General features: G+C 64.9%; 18 protein-coding genes, 1 tRNA gene and 1 rRNA gene. 19 read left to right on the forward strand and 1 reads right to left on the reverse strand.

Translation table 11 applies throughout. The features are described from left to right. From rrf to CH268_RS04280, 19 genes are all read left to right on the forward strand, one after another. Positions 1-97, forward strand: a 5S ribosomal RNA gene (gene rrf / locus CH268_RS04190); the annotation flags it as partial. Positions 98-171: 74 nt separating this feature from the next. Next, positions 172-1,053, forward strand: coding sequence for a tetratricopeptide repeat protein (locus CH268_RS04195; protein ID WP_080729252.1), 882 nt, complete (start codon positions 172-174; stop codon positions 1,051-1,053). Beyond that, entirely contained in the window at positions 1,050-2,039 is a 990-nt protein-coding gene (locus CH268_RS04200) for an HAD-IIA family hydrolase (RefSeq protein ID WP_094662523.1), read from the forward strand. The genes CH268_RS04195 and CH268_RS04200 overlap by 4 nt, the downstream gene beginning before the upstream one ends. 64 nt (positions 2,040-2,103) lie before the next feature. Further along, the gene (locus tag CH268_RS04205; RefSeq protein ID WP_027497221.1) at positions 2,104-2,346 is read left to right on the forward strand and encodes a hypothetical protein; all 243 of its coding nucleotides are present in this window, start codon (positions 2,104-2,106) and stop codon (positions 2,344-2,346) included. 1 nt (position 2,347) lies between these two features. After that, the gene (locus CH268_RS04210; protein WP_094662525.1) at positions 2,348-3,175 is read left to right on the forward strand and encodes a TlyA family RNA methyltransferase; all 828 of its coding nucleotides are present in this window, start codon (positions 2,348-2,350) and stop codon (positions 3,173-3,175) included. Further along, positions 3,172-4,137, forward strand: coding sequence for an NAD kinase (locus CH268_RS04215; RefSeq protein WP_027497219.1), 966 nt, complete (start codon positions 3,172-3,174; stop codon positions 4,135-4,137). Before CH268_RS04210 ends, CH268_RS04215 begins: the two co-directional genes overlap by 4 nt. A gap of 2 nt (positions 4,138-4,139) precedes the next feature. Continuing rightward, positions 4,140-5,909, forward strand: coding sequence for a DNA repair protein RecN (gene recN, locus CH268_RS04220; RefSeq protein WP_176457838.1), 1,770 nt, complete (start codon positions 4,140-4,142; stop codon positions 5,907-5,909). An 84-nt stretch (positions 5,910-5,993) separates the two neighbouring features. Continuing rightward, a complete protein-coding gene (gene steA / locus CH268_RS04225) occupies positions 5,994-7,178 on the forward strand; it encodes a putative cytokinetic ring protein SteA (protein WP_032366203.1) in 1,185 nt (394 codons plus the stop codon). Further along, positions 7,175-8,122 carry a copper transporter gene (locus tag CH268_RS04230; RefSeq protein WP_032370606.1) on the forward strand — a complete coding sequence of 316 codons (948 nt, stop codon included), beginning with the start codon at positions 7,175-7,177 and terminating at the stop codon, positions 8,120-8,122. The genes steA and CH268_RS04230 overlap by 4 nt, the downstream gene beginning before the upstream one ends. 155 nt (positions 8,123-8,277) lie before the next feature. After that, positions 8,278-10,011, forward strand: coding sequence for a CTP synthase (locus CH268_RS04235; protein WP_027497215.1), 1,734 nt, complete (start codon positions 8,278-8,280; stop codon positions 10,009-10,011). Next, a complete protein-coding gene (locus CH268_RS04240) occupies positions 10,008-10,643 on the forward strand; it encodes an NUDIX domain-containing protein (RefSeq protein WP_032366114.1) in 636 nt (211 codons plus the stop codon). Before CH268_RS04235 ends, CH268_RS04240 begins: the two co-directional genes overlap by 4 nt. A 5-nt stretch (positions 10,644-10,648) precedes the next feature. Then, positions 10,649-11,563, forward strand: coding sequence for a site-specific tyrosine recombinase XerD (xerD, locus tag CH268_RS04245; RefSeq protein WP_027497213.1), 915 nt, complete (start codon positions 10,649-10,651; stop codon positions 11,561-11,563). A 164-nt stretch (positions 11,564-11,727) separates the two neighbouring features. After that, on the forward strand, positions 11,728-12,693 hold the full coding sequence (locus tag CH268_RS04250; RefSeq protein WP_048320374.1) for a ParA family protein: 966 nt from the start codon (positions 11,728-11,730) through the stop codon (positions 12,691-12,693). Beyond that, the gene (locus CH268_RS04255) at positions 12,690-13,526 is read left to right on the forward strand and encodes a segregation and condensation protein A (RefSeq protein ID WP_094662529.1); all 837 of its coding nucleotides are present in this window, start codon (positions 12,690-12,692) and stop codon (positions 13,524-13,526) included. Before CH268_RS04250 ends, CH268_RS04255 begins: the two co-directional genes overlap by 4 nt. Continuing rightward, positions 13,523-14,206: an SMC-Scp complex subunit ScpB gene (gene scpB, locus CH268_RS04260; RefSeq protein ID WP_094662531.1), complete on the forward strand. Its 684-nt coding sequence runs from the start codon at positions 13,523-13,525 to the stop codon at positions 14,204-14,206. The genes CH268_RS04255 and scpB overlap by 4 nt, the downstream gene beginning before the upstream one ends. A 12-nt stretch (positions 14,207-14,218) precedes the next feature. Further along, a complete protein-coding gene (locus tag CH268_RS04265; RefSeq protein WP_094662533.1) occupies positions 14,219-15,400 on the forward strand; it encodes a pseudouridine synthase in 1,182 nt (393 codons plus the stop codon). Further along, a complete protein-coding gene (gene cmk, locus CH268_RS04270) occupies positions 15,400-16,083 on the forward strand; it encodes a (d)CMP kinase (RefSeq protein ID WP_094662534.1) in 684 nt (227 codons plus the stop codon). The genes CH268_RS04265 and cmk overlap by 1 nt, the downstream gene beginning before the upstream one ends. After that, on the forward strand, positions 16,080-17,528 hold the full coding sequence (der, locus tag CH268_RS04275) for a ribosome biogenesis GTPase Der (protein WP_027497207.1): 1,449 nt from the start codon (positions 16,080-16,082) through the stop codon (positions 17,526-17,528). Before cmk ends, der begins: the two co-directional genes overlap by 4 nt. A gap of 85 nt (positions 17,529-17,613) precedes the next feature. After that, positions 17,614-17,687: transfer RNA gene (locus CH268_RS04280), tRNA-Pro, on the forward strand. Positions 17,688-18,242: 555 nt separating this feature from the next. On the opposite strand, the gene CH268_RS04285 is transcribed toward CH268_RS04280, so the two are convergent. Further along, positions 18,243-18,731, reverse strand: a complete 489-nt coding sequence (locus tag CH268_RS04285) for a MarR family winged helix-turn-helix transcriptional regulator (protein WP_094662536.1) — start codon at positions 18,729-18,731, stop codon at positions 18,243-18,245. Positions 18,732-18,774 lie beyond the last annotated feature (43 nt).

Raw genomic sequence — 18,774 nt, forward strand, 5'->3', positions numbered from 1 at the left:
GGAAACGCCCGGTCCCATTCCGAACCCGGAAGCTAAGCCCTCCAGCGCCGATGGTACTGCACTCGACAGGGTGTGGGAGAGTAGGACACCGCCGAACACCCGTTGTAAGAAGGGGACCCACTTGGTGGGTCCCCTTTTTGCGTTTGTACCCGAAAATCCGAAAGGACGCCCGTGTCGGAAGACAACAACGATCGTCGCCCCTCCCGAGCAGACGGTGGCAATCGCCCCAACGAGTCCCGAGATCGCAACCCCCGCGCTCAGGACCGTCGCGCCGACCCGCGTCGTTCGGACGGTCCTCCCCGCAGGCGTGGTGGGGAAGGTGGGTTCTCCGGCGATCGCCGCGGTAACAGCGCATCGTCCGACCGTCGACCCCCGCGGCCAGACGAGCCGGATCTGCCCGACGAAGTCGAAGCCGGGCAGCTCGAGCCGGCAGTGCGCCGGGATCTGCTGAGCTTGGACAAGAACAATGCCACTGCTGTGGCCCGTCACCTCGTGATGACCAGCCGCCTGCTCGACGACGATCCGCAGTTGGCGCTGCTGCACGCGCGCGCTGCTCGTCAGCGGGCCGGCCGCATTGCCGTCGTACGCGAGACGGCCGGTATCGCGGCGTATCACGCGGGTGAATGGGCGGAGGCTCTGTCGGAACTGCGGGCGGCACGTCGAATGGCCGGCGGCCCCGGCCTCATCGCGGTCATGGCCGACTGCGAACGCGGACTCGGTCGCCCCGAGCGGGCCATCGAACTCGGTCGCAGCGACGAAGCACGGGAATTGACCGGTGAAGAGGCGTCGGAACTTCGAATCGTCGTCGCCGGCGCTCGTATGGATCTCAATCAGTACGACCAGGCCGTCGTCACCCTTCAGACTCCCGATCTCGACGCGTCCCGGTCGGGTACGGCTGCGGCTCGTCTGTTCTACGTCTACGCCGATGCGCTCGTTGCTGCCGGTCGCGTCGACGAGGGTGTGAAGTGGTTCCTCAACGCTGCCGCGGCAGATGTCGATGGAGAAACCGACGCAGAAGAGCGGGTCGAGGAGTTGTCCGGGGGCAGTCGGTGACATTGCTGCGCGACGCCCACGACGTTCTGCTGCTCGACCTCGACGGCACCGTCTACGCCGGCAAGGAACCCATTCCGGGTGCAGTGGAGGCGCTTTCGGGTGGTTCCGAGAAGCAGTTCTTCGTCACCAACAATGCCAGTCGCGCACCGAGCGATGTCGCCGAACACCTCCGCGAACTCGGTTTCGACACCACAGCAGAATTTGTCGTCACCAGTTCCGAAGCAGCAGCCCGAGTACTCGCGGACAGACTCGATCCTGGCTCACGCGTCCTCGTCGTCGGTACCGACGCCTTGGCGACCGAGATTGCGAAGGTCGGATTGACGCCGGTGCGCTCTGCCGACGACCAGCCGGTTGCGGTGGTCCAGGGACATTCGGTCGATACAGGGTGGCCCATGTTGGCCGAGGCGGTGCTGGCTGTGCGTGCGGGCGCGCTGTGGGTCGCGACCAACGTCGATGCGACTCTTCCGACCGAGCGCGGCCTCGTTCTCGGCAACGGTTCGATGGTGGCAGCAGTGCGCAATGCCACCGACGTCGAGCCCACCGTGGCAGGCAAGCCCGCGGCTCCCATCATGCGTGACGCCGTCGAGCGAAGTGGTGCCAAGTCGGCGCTCGTGGTCGGGGACCGGCTCGATACCGATATAGCAGGCGCGAACGAAGCTGCCCTCCCGTCGCTGTTGGTCCTGACGGGTGTCAGTACCGCTCCAGAGTTGCTTCGTGCTCCGAAGCACCTGCGTCCCACTCACATCGGTAGTGATCTCGGGGTTCTGAACAAGGACGAGTCGGCGTCGAGGGTAGCCGGTAAGGATGGCTGGACGGTCGGCATCGACGACGAGGTCCTGTCCGTGCGGTTCGAGGGTGCTGCCGAGATGGACGCCTTCGAGGGTCTGCTCGCCGTCCTCGATGTTGCGTGGTCGGGTTCGGAATTCTCGGATGTTCGCTTCGACGGGGATGGACTCGCCGATCTGCGCTCGTTGTTGGGTTGTTGACACGGGTTCGTGCAGTCGGCCGCGAGCGGGCGTTGGTCGGACCCATCCGATAGCGTGAGAGGTGATGAGCGCGTCGATTCCACTCCCAGGACAACACCGGCCGAACGCGGCCGGCGAACAGTCGTCCGCAGATCCGGACAGCATCAGGGCCGAGGTGTCGTCGCTGCTCGCGCAGCTCACCATCGGGTCGGAGGCAGGCCTCGACTCGGAGGCCGTCGATTCCGACGCCCTGGCGCGTGATGCGAGTGTGCTGGACCGGGCGCACGAAGTGCTGGTTCGGGCCTTGACGACCGTCGACAAGACCTGACGTGGCCCGTCGCGCACGTGTCGACGCAGAACTGGTCCGTCGTGGATTGGCCAGATCTCGTGAACACGCCTCCGAACTCATCGAAGCAGGCCGGGTGAAGATTGCCGGAACCGTGGCTTCGAAGCCCGCTACCGCCGTCGAGCCGGGCACTCCGCTGTTGGTGGCCGAGGAAGACAACGAAATCAGCTGGGCGTCTCGCGGCGCGCACAAATTGCTCGGTGCCCTCGACGCGTTCGAGCCGCTGGGTCTGACCGTCGACAACGCGCGGTGTCTCGACGCCGGTGCCTCCACGGGAGGTTTCACCGACGTTTTGCTCAGTCGCGGTGTGCGCGAGGTCGTTGCGGTCGACGTGGGTTACGGCCAGCTCGTGTGGCGGCTGCAATCCGACGAACGCGTGCACGTCATCGATCGCACCAATGTGCGCTCGATAGATGCCGACACGATCGGGGGCCCTGTCGACGTCATCGTGGCAGACCTGTCGTTCATCTCTCTGAAACTCGTTCTTCCCGCTTTCGTCGCGTGCTCCACGTCGGGTACGGACATGGTGTTGATGGTCAAGCCTCAATTCGAGGTCGGCAAGGACCGCGTCGGTTCCGGCGGCGTCGTGCGTGACCCGGCGTTGCGGGCGGAGGCCGTCGAGGACGTCGCGAATGCCGCGCTTGCGTCGAACCTGCGAGTCGAGGCGGTCGCCGCAAGCCCACTGCCGGGACCTTCGGGCAACGTCGAGTACTTTTTGTGGCTGAAGGCGGGCGCACGTGACGGTTCGCCGCGTACCGACGTGGACGTCACCGAGTTGGTCCGTCACGCGATCGAGGAAGGACCACAGTGACTCCGTCCCATGCAGCACCGACACAGGAGTCCGTTCGGGAGATTCTTCTCGTCGCACACCCCGGCCGGCCGGACATCGCCGAGACGGCGCGCCGAGTGGGCAAAGTGTTCGACGAAGCGGGTATCTGTCTGCGGGTTCTCGTCGACGAAGTGGAACCGTCCAAGATCGAGGCATCGGACACCGAGGAACACGACCATGTGTTCGTGGCGGACATGAGGCTCAACGTCGTCGAGTTCGGTCCCGATGCGGCCGCCGGGTGCGAGATGGTTCTGGTTCTCGGTGGTGACGGAACGTTCCTGCGAGCGGCCGAGCTCGCGCAGGCGGCCGACATCCCGGTTCTCGGTATCAACCTCGGCCACGTGGGGTTTCTCGCCGAGGCGGAGGCCGACCACCTCGAGGACGCGCTGGCGCGGGTCATGGCCGGCGACTATCGCATCGAACAGCGGATGACGTTGGACATTGCCATCCGTGTAGGCGACCAGGTCGTCGAGCGTGGGTGGGCCCTGAACGAGGCGAGCATCGAGAACGGTTCCAGGCTCGGGGTCCTCGAGGTCGTTCTCGAAGTGGACGGGCGTCCGGTCTCCGCGTTCGGCTGCGACGGAGTGCTCGTGTCGACGCCCACGGGGTCGACGGCGTATGCGTTCTCTGCAGGCGGGCCGGTGGTGTGGCCGGAACTCGAAGCCATACTGGTCATTCCGAGTAACGCCCATGCCCTCTTCGCGCGTCCGCTCGTCACCAGCCCCGAGTCGATCATCGCCGTCGAGATCGATGCCGGCGGACACGATGGTTTCGTGTTCTGCGACGGCCGCCGCACATTGGGGTTGCCGGCGGGAGCACGCGTCGAGGTCGTACGGGGAGCATCGCCCATCAAGTGGGTTCGCCTGGATTCGGCACCGTTCGCCGATCGCATGGTCAAGAAATTCGAACTGCCCGTGACCGGGTGGCGGGGGAGAGCGAGGTAGGGATGCTCGAAGAGATTCGGATCGACAGCCTCGGAGTCATCTCCGGTGCGAGCGCACAATTTCACGAGGGGTTGACGGTTCTCACCGGCGAGACCGGGGCCGGCAAGACGATGGTGGTCACCAGCTTGCATCTGCTGTCGGGTGCACGCGCCGATGCAGGTCGGGTGCGGCTCGGTGCCCAAAGGGCCGTGGTCGAGGGTCGATTCAGCACCGACACCGCCTCGGAACAGGTGATCGAGGACGTCGAGAAGGTGCTCGAATCCTCGGGAGGTCAACGCGACGAAGACAATTCGATCATCGCCGTGCGAACGGTCAATTCGGACGGCCGCTCACGTGCACATCTGGGTGGACGAAGCGTCCCCGCATCGGTGCTGTCGAACTTCACCGATTCGCTGCTGACAGTGCACGGCCAGAACGATCAGTTGCGGCTACTGCGCCCCGATCAGCAACTCGGTGCACTCGACAGATTCGCCGGTGATTCGGTGGCCTCTCTGGTGGCGAAGTATCGCGCCGCCCGTAAGACGTGGCTCGACGCACGCAACGAATTGATCGACCGCACCGAACGCAGCCGTGAATTGGCTCAGGAAGCGGACCGGCTGCAGTTCGGCCTGCAGGAGATCGACTCCCTGGCACCGGAGCCGGGTGAGGATCGCTCCGTGGCCGAGGATGTGCGCAGGCTCGGCGACCTCGATTCGCTGCGGGAAACGGCCGAGGGTGCCGCCGCGGCTCTCGTCGGGAGTACCGAGGAGGCGTCGGACACCACGTCTGCGCTGTATCTGCTGGGCGAGGCACGATCGCGTCTCGAACACGCCGACGACGCTGCTCTCACAGAACTGCTGCCCCGGTTGAACGACGCGATGGCCGTCGTCGGCGACATCGGTGCCGACCTGACCACGTATCTGTCGGATCTCCCGTCGGATCCAGGAGCTCTCGACACGATCCTGAACCGGCAGGCCGAGCTGAAGTCTCTGACGCGCAAGTACGCCGCCGACGTCGACGGTGTCATCGCGTGGGCCGAGGACGCTCGCGAACGTTTGTCTCGGATCGATACCTCTGCCGACGCGCTCGCGGAGCTGAGTGCGCGTGTCGAGTCGGCTGCGGTCGATGTAGCGGCGGCCGCGTCCAAGCTCAGCGCTGCCCGGTCGAAAGCGGCGACGAAGCTGTCCAAAGCCGTCAGCGTCGAGCTGGCCGGACTGGCGATGGGAAAAGCCAAGCTGCAGATCGATGTTCGATCGCTGCCGGCCGGACCGTCGGACACGGCACCGATCGTCGTCGACGGTGCCGAGTTGCATGCGGGTAGTACCGGGGTCGACGAGGTCGAGTTCCGGTTGTCCGCCCACGACGGCGCCCAGGCGTTGCCGATCAGCAAGAGCGCGTCGGGCGGTGAGCTCTCGCGGGTGATGTTGGCGCTCGAGGTGGTGCTGGCGGGTTCCGACAAGGGCGCGACGATGGTGTTCGACGAGGTCGACGCCGGAGTCGGTGGTCGGGCCGCGGTCGAGGTCGGTCGTCGGCTCGGTCGGCTGGCTCGTACCCATCAGGTCATCGTCGTCACCCACCTACCGCAGGTTGCTGCATTCGCGGACACGCATCTGGTGGTGGACAAGACCGACGCCAAGAAGGGGGCGGCGAACAGCGGAGTCCGGACGTTGTCGTCCTCGGAACGCGTCGTCGAACTCGCCCGGATGCTCGCGGGGCTCGACGACACCGAGACCGGTCGCGCGCACGCCGAGGAGCTGTTGGCCACCGCAAACGCAGATCGAGCTGCCCTGTAACTTTTGGTGCTGATGTGATCAGTGTGGTAGTTGTTTCGGCGCGCCTCCATGGCCGGGCGTGTCGATCGGGTCATCATGGTGGGCATGAAGATGCCGGCACTGCTGTCACGTAGTCAGGATTCGCTGCCCGGAATCACCGGGATCGCGCGAGTCGATCGCAACACGGCCAAGCTGCTCAAGCGGGTCGGCCCCGGCGACATCGTCGTTCTGGACGAACTCGATCTGGACCGGTTGACCGCAGATGCGCTCGTCGAGGCCGGGGTGCTCGCGGTCGTCAACGCGTCGCCGTCGATCTCCGGCCGCTATCCCAACCTCGGCCCCGAGGTCATCGTCGCCAACGGGATCACCTTGATCGACTCGGCCGGCACCGAGATCTTCAAGAAGATCAAGGACGGCACCAAGATCCGGCTCAACGACGGTGGCGTCTACACCGGCGATCGCCGCCTCGCCAAGGGTGAGGAGCAGAGCGAAGCCGAGATCTCGGACAAGATGATCGAGGCCAAGACCGGGCTGGTCGACCATCTGGAAGCGTTCTCGGGCAACACGATCGAGTTCATTCGGACCGAGAGTCCGTTGCTGATCGACGGCGTCGGGGTGCCGGACATCGACATCGACCTCAAGGGTCGTCACGTCGTGATCGTTGCCGACGGGCCGGGGCACGCGGAGGATCTGAAGAATCTGAAGCCGTTCATCAAGGAGTACTCGCCCGTCATCATCGGCGTCGGTGCGGGCGCGGACACAGCGATGAAAGCGGGACACCGCCCGGATCTGATCGTCGGCGACCCCGAGGACGTCACGGCGCAGACACTCAAATGTGGTGCAGAAGTGGTACTTCCGGCCGATTCGGACGGCCACGCCCAAGGTCTCGAACGCATCCAGGATCTCGGTATCGGGGCCATGACCTTTCCGGCGACCGGTGCTGCTGCGGACCTCGCACTACTGTTGGCCGACCACCACGGTGCGTCGCTGATCGTGTCGGTCGGTAGCCCGGCCAGCCTGGACGAATTCTTCGATCGCGGACGACGCAACACCAACCCGGCCGCGTTCATGACGCGTCTGAAGGTCGGTGCCAAGCTGGTCGACGCCAAGGCGGTGGCCACGCTGTACCGAAGCCGCGTGTCGGGCGGTGCAATTGCCCTGCTCATTCTCGCTGCGCTCGTTGCGGTGATCGTGGCGTTGGCCGTTTCCAACATCGGCGGCGAATCCTTGGATTGGGCGATCGATCTGTGGAACCGATTCGCACTGTGGTTCCAGGGGTTGCTTTCGTGATTTCGCTTCGCCAACATGCCATTTCGCTGGCTGCCGTGTTCGTTGCGTTGGCCATCGGCATCGTCCTCGGCTCGGGCCTGCTGTCCAGCGGACTGGTCTCGGGTCTGCGCGACGACAAGACGGGTCTCGAGAATCAGGTCGACGATCTGCAGTCGACCAACAATCAGCTCGGCGAGCAGCTGAACTCGGCCGACGGTTTCGATGCGGCGGTCTCGGGTCGAGTACTCCGAGACACCCTCGTCGATCGCAGTGTCGTGGTCATCACCACGCCCGATGCAGATCCCGGCGATGTCGACGGAGTCACGCGTTCGATCGGGGCGTCCGGTGCCACGGTCACGGGTCGGGTGTCGCTGACGGATTCGTTCGTGTCCGCGGCGAACGGCGACGATCTGCGCACGCGACTGACCAACGTCATTCCGGCCGGTGTGCAGTTGCGTACCGGGGCGGTCGACCAGGGAAGTCTGGCGGGCGACCTGCTGGGTTCGGTGTTGCTGCTCAATGCGCAGACGGCGCAGCCGCAATCGACCCCCGAGGAGCTGTCTCTCGCTCTCGAGACGTTGCGTAGCGGCGGGTTCATCGCTTACGACAACGGTGCGGTCGCGCCGGCGCAGTTGGCCGTGGTGGTCACCGGTTCGGGTGCCTCGGATGTCGAGGACGGCAACCGCGGTGCCATCGTCGCTCGCTTCGCCGGAGCTCTCGATTCACGTGGAGCAGGTGCGGTACTGGCAGGTCGTTCCGGTGCGGCCGAGGGCAACGGCTCGATCGCGGTAGTGCGAGCCGACTCGGCGTTGTCGTCTGCGCTCAGCACGGTGGACAACGTCGATCGCGAAGCAGGTCGAATCACCACAGTTCTCGCCCTGGCGGAGCAACTGGACGGTGCTTCGGGCCGTTACGGCACCGGAGCGAACGCGAACGCCGTCACCGTGGGTGCGCCGGTGAGTTGATCGGCGCTCGCGTCGAATACGCGTGTCGTTGGCGGTGAGGTACGTACTGGTGTTACCGTGAAGTCCCGTGGGTAGCAGGCCCAATTTCCACGCTTTACCTCTCTTATCAGCCCCCTGATAGGAGCAAGCCCTGCAGACTCGTCACGGGAGCCTCATTGTCACGCCTTCAGTCGCGTTCCGACACCAAGCACATCTTCGTCAGCGGAGGCGTCGCGTCTTCGCTCGGAAAAGGTCTGACGGCGTCCAGCCTCGGCCAGCTACTGACCGCACGCGGCTTGCGTGTGACCATGCAGAAGCTCGATCCGTATCTGAACGTCGATCCCGGCACGATGAATCCGTTCCAGCACGGTGAAGTCTTCGTCACCGAGGACGGCTCGGAGACGGACCTCGACGTCGGCCATTACGAGCGCTTCCTCGACCGTGATCTGTCCGGATTCGCCAATGTGACCACCGGCCAGGTCTATTCGACGGTCATCGCCAAGGAGCGTCGCGGCGAGTACCTCGGCGACACCGTTCAGGTCATTCCGCACATCACCGACGAGATCAAACGTCGCATCCTGGCAATGAACGGTCCCGACCTCCAGGGCCATCAGCCGGACGTCGTCATCACCGAAATCGGCGGCACCGTCGGCGATATCGAATCGCAGCCGTTCCTCGAAGCGGCGCGGCAGGTCCGTCACGACGTCGGCCGCAACAACGTGTTCTTCCTGCACGTGTCGCTGGTCCCGTTCCTGGCACCGTCCGGTGAACTCAAGACCAAGCCCACCCAGCACTCCGTCGCAGCACTGCGCAGCATCGGCATTCAGCCCGACGCGTTGATCCTGCGGTGCGATCGCGACGTGCCGCCTGGGCTCAAGAACAAGATCGCGCTGATGTGCGACGTCGACGTCGACGGCTGCATCTCCACACCCGATGCCCCGTCGATCTACGACATCCCCAAGGTGCTGCACAAGGAAGGCCTCGACGCCTACGTCGTCCGGCAGCTCGGTCTGCCGTTCCGTGACGTGGACTGGACCATCTGGGGCGGACTGCTCGAGCGCGTCCACCAGCCTCGCGAAACCGTGCGCGTCGGCCTCGTCGGCAAGTACGTCGACCTGCCCGACGCCTACCTCTCGGTCACCGAGGCACTGCGTGCCGGCGGATTCGCTCATCGCGCCAAGGTCGAGATCAAGTGGGTTCCGTCCGACGAGTGCTCGACGCCTGCGGGGGCTCAGGCTGCGTTGGGCGATGTCGATGCCGTGCTCATTCCCGGCGGATTCGGCATTCGCGGTATCGAGGGCAAGCTCGGTGCCATCGAGTTCGCTCGTACCCGCAAGATTCCACTGTTGGGGTTGTGCCTCGGTTTGCAGTGCGTCGTCATCGAGGCGGCTCGTTCGGTCGGCCTGACCGATGCCAATTCGGCCGAGTTCGATCCGGATACCAAGGATCCGGTGATCTCCACGATGGCCGACCAGGAGGACGCTGTCGCCGGCGATGCCGACCTCGGAGGCACCATGCGCCTCGGTGCGTACCCCGCGACGCTGCAGAAGGGTTCGGTCGTCGCGGCGTCGTACGGCACCGAGAACGTCTCGGAGCGGCACCGTCACCGTTACGAGGTCAACAATGTCTACCGTGATCGAATTGCCAAGAGCGGCTTGGTCTTCAGCGGCACGTCCCCGGACGGTCATCTGGTCGAGTTCGTGGAGTTGCCGGCATCGGTGCACCCGTTCTTCGTTGCTACCCAGGCGCATCCGGAGCTCAAGAGCCGGCCGACCCGTCCGCATCCGCTGTTCGCGTCGCTGATCAACGCGGCACTGAAGTACAAGGCTGCCGAGCGGCTGCCGGTCGACATTCACGGTGACACCGCTGCGGCGGAGAAGTCGGACGCCGAGGCCGAGACCGTCGGATGAGCGAGAACTCCAGACACGAATTCACGACGCTCGGTTCGGAGGTTCCGTACTCCGGCGCAATCCTCGCGTTGCGGCTCGATCAGGTGGCGATGCCGAACGGGCGTCGCGCCGAGCGAGAAGTGATCGAGCATCACGGCGCAGTCGGCATTCTTGCCGTCGACGATCAGGACCGCGTGGCGATGATCGAGCAGTACCGGCACCCCATCGGGCGTCGTCTCTGGGAGCTGCCCGCGGGCCTGCTCGACGAGCCGGGGGAGGAGCCCGTGTTGGCGGCGCAGCGCGAACTGGCCGAGGAGACCGGTCTCGCGGCCGGGAAGTGGTCGGTGTTGGTGGACGTGTTGGCCTCGCCCGGATTCACCGACGAAGCGGTACGCATTTTCCTCGCCGAGGATCTGAGTGAGGTCGATCGCCCGGAGGCACACGACGAGGAGGCAGACATCGAGCTGTCCTTCGTGCCGATGGACGAGGCCGTCCGTCGTGCGTTGGCAGGGGAGATCGTCAACGCCTCGGCCGTGTCGGGAGTGCTCGCGTTGGCGGCAGCTCGTGCCACCGGCACCGAGTTGCGTCCGGCCGACGCCCCGTGGGCGGATCGACCCACGGCATTCGAGTCTCGGAAGAGTTCACGAAAGTAGCCACCGTGATCGGCGATCAGATTGCGACGTATCTCGATCATCTGGTGGTCGAGCGCGGGTCGGCACCGAACACGGTGTCGTCGTACCGTCGCGATCTGGTGCGGTACGAGCGGTTTCTAAGTGGGTACGGAATTTCCGATCTGGCCAAGGTGACCGAGAACGACATCACCGAGTTCGTGCTCTACCTCCGGCGCGGCGACGACGAATTCCCGGCTCTCGCAGCCAGTTCGGCGGCTCGAACGCTGATCGCCGTGCGTGGTCTGCACCGCTTCGCCCTGGCCGAGGGCATGGTGGAGCGCAACGTCGCGAGCGAGGTGAAGCCGCCGCAGCCGGCCAAACGACTACCGAAGTCGCTGCCCGTCGACCAGGTCGTGGCGCTGCTCGAATCGGCTTCCATTGCCGGTCCCGACGCACCGCGTGGTCTGCGAGATCGCGCACTGCTCGAACTGCTGTACTCCACCGGTGCGCGCATCTCCGAGGCCGTCGGTCTGGATGTGGACGACATCGACACCGAGGCTCGCTCGGTGCTCCTGCGCGGTAAGGGCGGGAAACACCGAGTCGTCCCGGTGGGGCGGCCGGCCATCGAGGCGGTCGACGCGTACCTGGTGCGCGGGCGGCCAGGGCTCGTCGCCCGCTCGAATCCGGCGCTGTTTCTCAATGTGCGCGGTGGTCGACTGTCGAGGCAGAGCGCCTGGCAAGTGCTGCAGGACTCCGCGCAGCGGGCCGGAATCACGGCCGGGGTTTCGCCGCACGTGCTCCGGCACTCGTTTGCGACGCACCTGCTCGACGGCGGTGCCGACGTCCGTGTCGTGCAGGAATTGCTCGGCCATGCGTCGGTGACCACGACACAGATCTACACCCTCGTCACCGTCACGACGTTGCGTGAAGTGTGGGCGGGTGCGCACCCGCGAGCGCGCTAGCACGCGGTCGGCAATCGTGTGTCAGCGTGTCCGATGACAATGCCGTCGCGTCAAGCGGTAGCGTTTGCGTGAACTACTCGAAGACGAACGGGACAGGGGAGCGCTGGAACGTGTCGACACCGCAGCCGCCAGCGGCGGAGTCAGCCTCGGAACCGTCGTGGGGCGTGCAGCCCGCCGTCACCCCCGATACCGGCGAAACGCATCCGTCTCATCCGCACAGCGATGGCGCTCTTTTCCATACACGTCAACCGGAATCCAGTCGGGAGACACGCGACATCATTCCTGCTCCGAACGAGCTCGGACCCACCGGTCGCAAGACGAGGCCGGTTCCCGATCCGCAGCCGCTGGCCAGTCACGGCCCGGCCAAGATCATCGCGATGTGCAACCAGAAGGGCGGCGTCGGCAAGACGACGTCGACCATCAATCTCGGTGCCTCGCTGGCCGGTTACGGCCGTCGCGTGCTGCTTGTCGACCTCGACCCGCAGGGCGCACTGTCCGCGGGCTTGGGCGTCGCACATCACGAACTCGATCTGACGGTCTACAACCTCCTCGTGGAGGCGAAGGTGTCGGCCGACGACATCATCATGCGGACTCGCGTCGACAATCTCGATCTGATGCCGAGCAATATCGACCTGTCGGCGGCCGAGATCCAGCTGGTGACCGAGGTGGGTCGTGAGCAGACGCTCGGACGGGTACTGCACCCCATTCTCGACCGCTACGACTACGTGCTCATCGACTGCCAGCCCTCGCTCGGCCTGCTGACGGTCAATGCGCTGACCTGTGCCGACGAGGTCCTCATTCCGATGGAGTGCGAGTACTTCAGTCTTCGCGGCCTGGCTCTCCTCAATGACACCGTCGAAAAGGTGCGCGATCGGCTGAACCCGCGACTGAAGCTGGCGGGCATCGTTGTGACGATGTTCGACGCCCGCACGCTGCACTCGCGCGAGGTGATGACGCGGGTGGTCGAGGTGTTCGGCGACGTCGTCTACGACACCGTGATCACTCGCACGGTCCGGTTCCCCGAGACCAGCGTTGCCGGTGAGCCGATCACTACATGGGCTCCCAAATCCGGCGGCGCGCAGGCGTACCGCGCTCTTGCGCGCGAGGTGATCTACCGGTCGGGTCCGTGACGGTCGACGCTGCCGACCAGGCCCCGATCGAGGTTCCCGCCGACGCGGATCCGTCGAAATTCCGGGTTCGGTTGCTCAACTTCGAGGGCCCGTTCGATCTGCTGCTGTCGCTGATCAGTCAGCACCGCATGGATGTCACCGAGGTGGCTCTGCACACGGTCACCGACGATTTCATCTCGTTCACCAAATCGCTCGGTGCCGATGTCGGACTCGATCAGACAACGGAGTTCCTCGTCGTCGCGGCGACGTTGCTCGATCTGAAGGCGGCTCGTCTGCTGCCGTCGGGTGATGTGGAGGACGCCGAGGATCTCGCGTTGCTCGAGGTGCGCGATCTCCTGTTCGCCCGGTTGCTGCAGTACCGCGCCTACAAGCAAGTCGCGCTGCTGTTCGGTGAGCTGGAAGCCGCTGCGCTGCGGCGTTATCCGCGCTCGGTGTCGGTGGAAGATCGATTCGCCGATCTGATTCCCGAGGTGTTGCTGGGGGTCGATCCGGCCAGGTTCGCAGACATCGCAGCCGCAGCGTTTCGGCCCAAGCCGATCCCGCAAGTGGGCCTCGACCACATTCATCAGCATGCGGTTTCGATCCCCGAGCAGGCAGAGTGGTTGCTCGAGAACCTGCAGGGCCGGGGACTCAACGAGTGGGCATCGTTCTCGGAGCTGGTGCAGGACTGCGAGGTGCAGGTCGAAATAATCGCGCGCTTCCTCGCGTTGCTGGAACTGTTCCGGCAACAGGTGATCGCCTTCGAGCAACCCGAACCACTCGGCGATCTTCGAGTGAGCTGGACCGGCAAGGACGAAGGACCCATCGTGGTCACGGAAGAGGACTACGCATGAATGCCGACCCGGAACTCGAGCTCGAGGATGTCGACGAGTCGGGCGAACTCGACGACAACACGCTCGCGGCGGCACTCGAGGCGGTTCTGCTCATCGTCGATACTCCCGCCTCCGACGAACAACTGGCATCGGCTGTGGGCTCGTCGGTGGCCCGCGTACGCGCCGCCCTGAACCGGATGGCCGCGGAACTGACCGAACGTCGCAGCGGAATCGACCTCCGCTACGCCGGCGACGGGTGGCGTTTCTACACCCGAACCGCCTATGCGCCGTACGTCGAACGGCTACTGCTCGACGGCGCTCGGTCCAAGCTCACACGTGCAGCATTGGAAACCCTGGCCGTGATCGCCTATCGTCAACCGTTGACCCGCGCACGAGTCAGCGCCGTACGTGGAGTCAATGTCGATGGAGTGATGCGTACGTTGCTCGCCCGTGGACTGATCTCCGAAGCAGGAACGGACCCGGAGACGAACGGCACGATGTACTGCACCACCGAGCTGTTCCTCGAACGGCTCGGGCTCGCATCGCTCGGTGATCTACCCGAACTGGCACCGCTGTTGCCGGGAGTGGACCTGATCGACGAGATCAGTGACAGCATGGACACCGACCCCAGAACGACCCGCTCCACCAAGAACCGCGGATCGAAACCCGATCCGGCAGCCGAGCTCGACTCGGACGACTGATAGGTAAGACAAGTGAACAAGCCCGCTCGCCGTGATGGCACACCGGACCGTAACAAGAGACAAGACCCACGCAGGAAGCCCACCGCAGGTCGGCCGGACACCCCGCGTGACGCACGCCGCGGAGATCGCACCCGCGACGCCGCACCCCGGGACGGCGCTCCACGCGCCGGTGCACCCCGAACCGGCGCCCCTCGCACCGGGGGACCACGCGCAGGCGCTCCCCGCACCGGTGGCCGACCGGCCCCGCGCAGAGGCGTCGAGCAGGGGGAATCGTTCGAGAACAAGCCCGTCGAGACGGGCATCAACGATCGCAGCAACGACGCGGTGCCCCGCAAGAAGCCGTCGCGCCCCAAGCCGCCGAAGCCGCAGAAGAAGCAGGCTCCGGCAACCACCATCAGCAACGCCAAGCCGGCGAAGCATCAGTACACCGACTCGTCCCCGCGCAAGCACGTGCCTGCCGGTGAGGGTGTTCGGTTGCAGAAGGTGCTCGCGCAGGCCGGTGTCGCGTCGCGTCGGGCCGCGGAAGAGCTGATCGCCGACGGTCGCGTCGAGGTGGACGGACGCATCGTCACCGAGCAGGGCATCCGCATCGATCCGAACATCGCCGTCGTTCGCGTCGACGGCACTCGTGTCGTCGTGAAGGAAGAACTGGTTCATCTCGCGATGAACAAGCCGCGCGGATGGCAGTGCACCATGTCGGACGATCTGGGTCGTCCGTGCGTCGGCGACATCGTCGCCGAGCGCGTGCAGGCGGGTCAGCGTCTGTTCCACGTCGGTCGGCTCGATGCCGACACCGAGGGACTGTTGTTGTTCACCAACGACGGTGACCTTGCTCACCGGCTGATGCACCCGTCCTACGAGGTGTCCAAGACCTATCTCGCGACGCTGTTCGGCACCATTCCCCGCACGCTCGGCAAGCAGCTGCGCGAAGGCGTCACTCTCGACGACGGCCCGGTGAAGGTCGACGGCTTCCAGCTGCTCGATATCTCGGACGGCAAATCGCTCGTCAAGGTGACGTTGCACGAGGGCCGCAAGCACATCGTGCGTAGGTTGTTCGACAAGGTCGGATTCCCGGTGGGACGCCTCGTGCGTACTGACGTCGGCAACATCGTGCTCGGCGATCAGCGTCCCGGAACACTGCGTGTTCTCGGCCGCGGCGAGATCGGCAAGCTCTACGAATCCGTAGGCCTGTGATGAGTGCGCTCGTCGTGGCGATGGACGGGCCGTCGGGCACCGGTAAGTCGTCGGTATCGCGCCGGCTCGCGTCGGCACTCGAAGCAAGCTACCTCGACACCGGTGCGATGTACCGCGTCGCAACGGTATGGGTGCTGCGTTCGGGCGTCGAGCCCACCGATGCAGACGCAGTCGCGAAAGTTGTTGCAGCCCTTCCCCTCGAGATCGGGAAGGATCCACTGTCGGAGACCGTCTTGCTCGACGGAGAGGACGTCAGCGGCGAAATCCGCGGCGACGCAGTGACCAAGGCCGTCTCGGCCGTGTCCGCGGTGCCTGCGGTGCGCGAGCTGCTGGTGCAGATGCAGCGCGACCTCGCCAACTCGTCGACGCGAATTGTGGTGGAGGGCCGCGACATCGGCACCGTCGTACTTCCCGACGCCGACGTGAAGGTGTTCCTGACGGCCTCACCGGAGGCGCGTGCGGAACGGCGGAACAAACAGAACATCGAACAGGGTCGCGACGACGACTACGAATCCGTGCTCGCGGATGTGCAGCGCCGCGATCATGCAGATTCGACGAGAGCAGTGTCACCGCTTCGTCCCGCCGAGGATTCGGTGATCGTCGATACCAGCGAGCTGGATCTCGACGGCGTGATCGAGCGTTTGCTGCTCGTGGTGAACGACAGAAGTGGAGCAGTCCAGTGAGTGAAGAATTCTTCTCCGGCGCAGCGGAAACCGCGGGCGACGGAACATGGAGCGACGAGGGCGAGTGGGAGTACGTCGACCTCAACGAGGGTGAAGACGGCGAAGATGCTGTAGCCGTACCGACTCTCGCCGTGGTGGGCCGACCGAACGTCGGCAAGTCGACGCTCGTCAACCGCATCATCGGCCGCCGCGAAGCAGTGGTCGAGGACGTCCCGGGCGTCACTCGCGACCGCGTGTCGTACGAGGCGAACTGGAGTGGTCGACGCTTCCTGGTGCAGGACACCGGCGGTTGGGAGCCCGACGCCAAGGGGCTGCAACAGTCCGTTGCGCGCCAGGCCGAATTGGCGATGAACACCGCCGACGCGATCCTGTTGGTCGTCGATGCCCGCGTTGGTTCGACGACGACGGACGAGGCAGTGGCACGAGTGCTGCGTCGGTCGAAGACTCCGGTTCTGTTGGTGGCCAACAAGGTCGACGACGGTCGCACCGAGTCCGAGGTCGCCGCACTGTGGTCTCTGGGTCTGGGGGAGCCGCTATCGGTGTCCGCCACCCACGGCCGCGGTACCGGTGATCTGCTCGACCGTGTTCTCGAGGCTCTGCCGGAGACTCCGCGCGAAGGTATCCCCGGTGGGGGACCGAGGCGTGTCGCTCTGGTCGGTAAGCCGAACGTCGGCAAGTCGTCGTTGATCAACAAGCTCTCGGGTGACGAGCGTTCGGTGGTGCACGATGTTGCAGGCACCACCGTCGACCCGGTCGACTCGTTGGTCGAATTGGGCGGCAAGACATGGCGATTCGTCGATACGGCCGGACTACGCAAGCGCGTCAGTCATGCCAGTGGTGCCGAGTTCTATGCGTCGCTGCGCACCAAGTCCGCGATCGAAGCAGCCGAGGTCGCAATTCTGCTTCTCGATGCCTCACAGGTGATCTCGGAGCAGGATCTGCGCGTGCTGAGCATGGTCTCCGATGCCGGCCGTGCGCTGGTGTTGGCATTCAACAAGTGGGATCTGGTGGACGACGATCGTCGTCAACAGCTCGAGAAAGAGATCGACCGCGATCTCGCGCGCGTGCCGTGGGCCCAGCGGGTGAACATTTCGGCGCACACCGGCCGTGCTGTGCAGAAACTCGTGCCTGCTCTCGAGACGGCTCTCGAGTCGTGGGACAAGCGTGTCCCCACCGGACGCCTCAACACGTGGCTCAAAGAGGTCGTGGCAGCCACCCCGCCGCCGATGCGTGGCGGACGACTGCCGCGCATCATGTTCGCGACGCAGGCCAGCACACGGCCGCCGACGTTCGTGCTGTTCACCACCGGCTTCCTCGAGGCCGGCTACCGCCGATTCATTGAGCGGCGTCTGCGTGAGGAGTTCAACTTCGACGGCAGCCCCGTGCGCGTCTCGGTGCGTATCCGCGAGAAGCGGGAACGGCCGGGCAAGGGCAACAACCGCTGACCTAGTCCGACCCCGCACCTGAGCAGGCGATTTCCTCTCAGGGGTAGGGCTGGGGTAATCTCAGCAAGCGCCTTTCGAGGCGCGGCGGGCTGTGGCGCAGCTTGGTAGCGCACTTGACTGGGGGTCAAGTGGTCGCAGGTTCAAATCCTGTCAGCCCGACACATAGATGCAGTTCAGAGGCGGTTTCGGAGAAATCCGGAGCCGTCTTTTTCGTTTGCGTGCCGCGAGGGTGTCACTACTCAATGCTTGCACGGTCGAACTTGGCGCTGAGGCGTGTCCAGGTATATCCACTGGTGTCCGGCGATCTGCGTGTGTTGAGCGAATGCACCTGAGTGGACGAAGCCACTTGATTCAGCTGTTCGCAGTCAAGTAGCTACGGAGTCAGGCGGCGGCGAACCTCACCACGTCGCGGTCGAGGCGGCAGCACCACCTTTGATGGAGCCCCAGACGCGGGCGACTCGGCATCGATCTCAAGACGGTTGCCGCGCCGCCAGATGTTCCGCTGCCCGGGAACCAAGTAGATGCGCGATGCTAAGGATTCCGGGCAAGTCACCGGCCTCGTAACGCATTCGTCGATCGCCGCTCAACGGGCCGATGGTGGACGCGAATGCCATCCACTTAAATTGTTACCGCTTACCGTGGGTCCGGGGTTCGAAATACTCGATGGCGCAGCGTTTTTTGCAGGACGGGTGAGCCCTCGGTTAATTTTTCTCCCTATGGTGCTTCGTCGTACAGTTCGGTCAGTGTTCCGGAGGGGTCGAGTCGGACGAGAAGCTCATCACAGATGGTTCGAAGTTGACCTAGCTGAGCGGGTGTCACGGCGTCCACCAAATTGTGTCGGACGGCTGCGACGTGTCCGGGGGCCGCGGATATCACCGTCGTCCACCCCTTTTCGGTCAACAGCGCGTTCGTGGCGCGGCCGTCGGTGGGGCATGGGGTTCTTTCCATCAGCCCTCTGGCCTCCAAGCGTCTGGCCACGTGGGACAACCGCGCGAGTGTCGAGTTGGTGCGCCGTGCCAGAGTTGTCATCCGCAGGGTCCGATTCTCGGTCTCGGACAGCCTGGTCAGCACGAAGTACTCGAAGTGAGTGAGGCCCGAGTCTTTTCGTAGCTGCTGTTCCAATACTCCCGGGAGTAGTTCGACGACAGCAAGCAGCCGTAGCCAGGACCTTTGCTCGTCGTCACTCAACCAGTTCGTGTCCATGGTCACATGATAGCCCGTTTACTTGACGCTACAAGTAAACGGG

It is taken from the genome of Rhodococcus sp. 06-1460-1B (genome assembly GCF_002258475.1).
Lineage (GTDB): Bacteria > Actinomycetota > Actinomycetes > Mycobacteriales > Mycobacteriaceae > Rhodococcoides > Rhodococcoides fascians.

Excerpts from the sequence above, each read along its gene's own strand:
- steA (WP_032366203.1), top strand. The coding sequence starts at position 5,994 with ATGAAGATGCCGGCACTGCTGTCACGTAGTCAGGATTCGCTGCCCGGA.
- cmk (WP_094662534.1), top strand. The coding sequence starts at position 15,400 with ATGAGTGCGCTCGTCGTGGCGATGGACGGGCCGTCGGGCACCGGTAAG.
- scpB (WP_094662531.1), top strand. The coding sequence starts at position 13,523 with ATGAATGCCGACCCGGAACTCGAGCTCGAGGATGTCGACGAGTCGGGC.
- recN (WP_176457838.1), top strand. The coding sequence starts at position 4,140 with ATGCTCGAAGAGATTCGGATCGACAGCCTCGGAGTCATCTCCGGTGCG.
- CH268_RS04285 (WP_094662536.1), bottom strand. The coding sequence starts at position 18,731 with ATGGACACGAACTGGTTGAGTGACGACGAGCAAAGGTCCTGGCTACGG.
- CH268_RS04205 (WP_027497221.1), top strand. The coding sequence starts at position 2,104 with ATGAGCGCGTCGATTCCACTCCCAGGACAACACCGGCCGAACGCGGCC.
- CH268_RS04240 (WP_032366114.1), top strand. The coding sequence starts at position 10,008 with ATGAGCGAGAACTCCAGACACGAATTCACGACGCTCGGTTCGGAGGTT.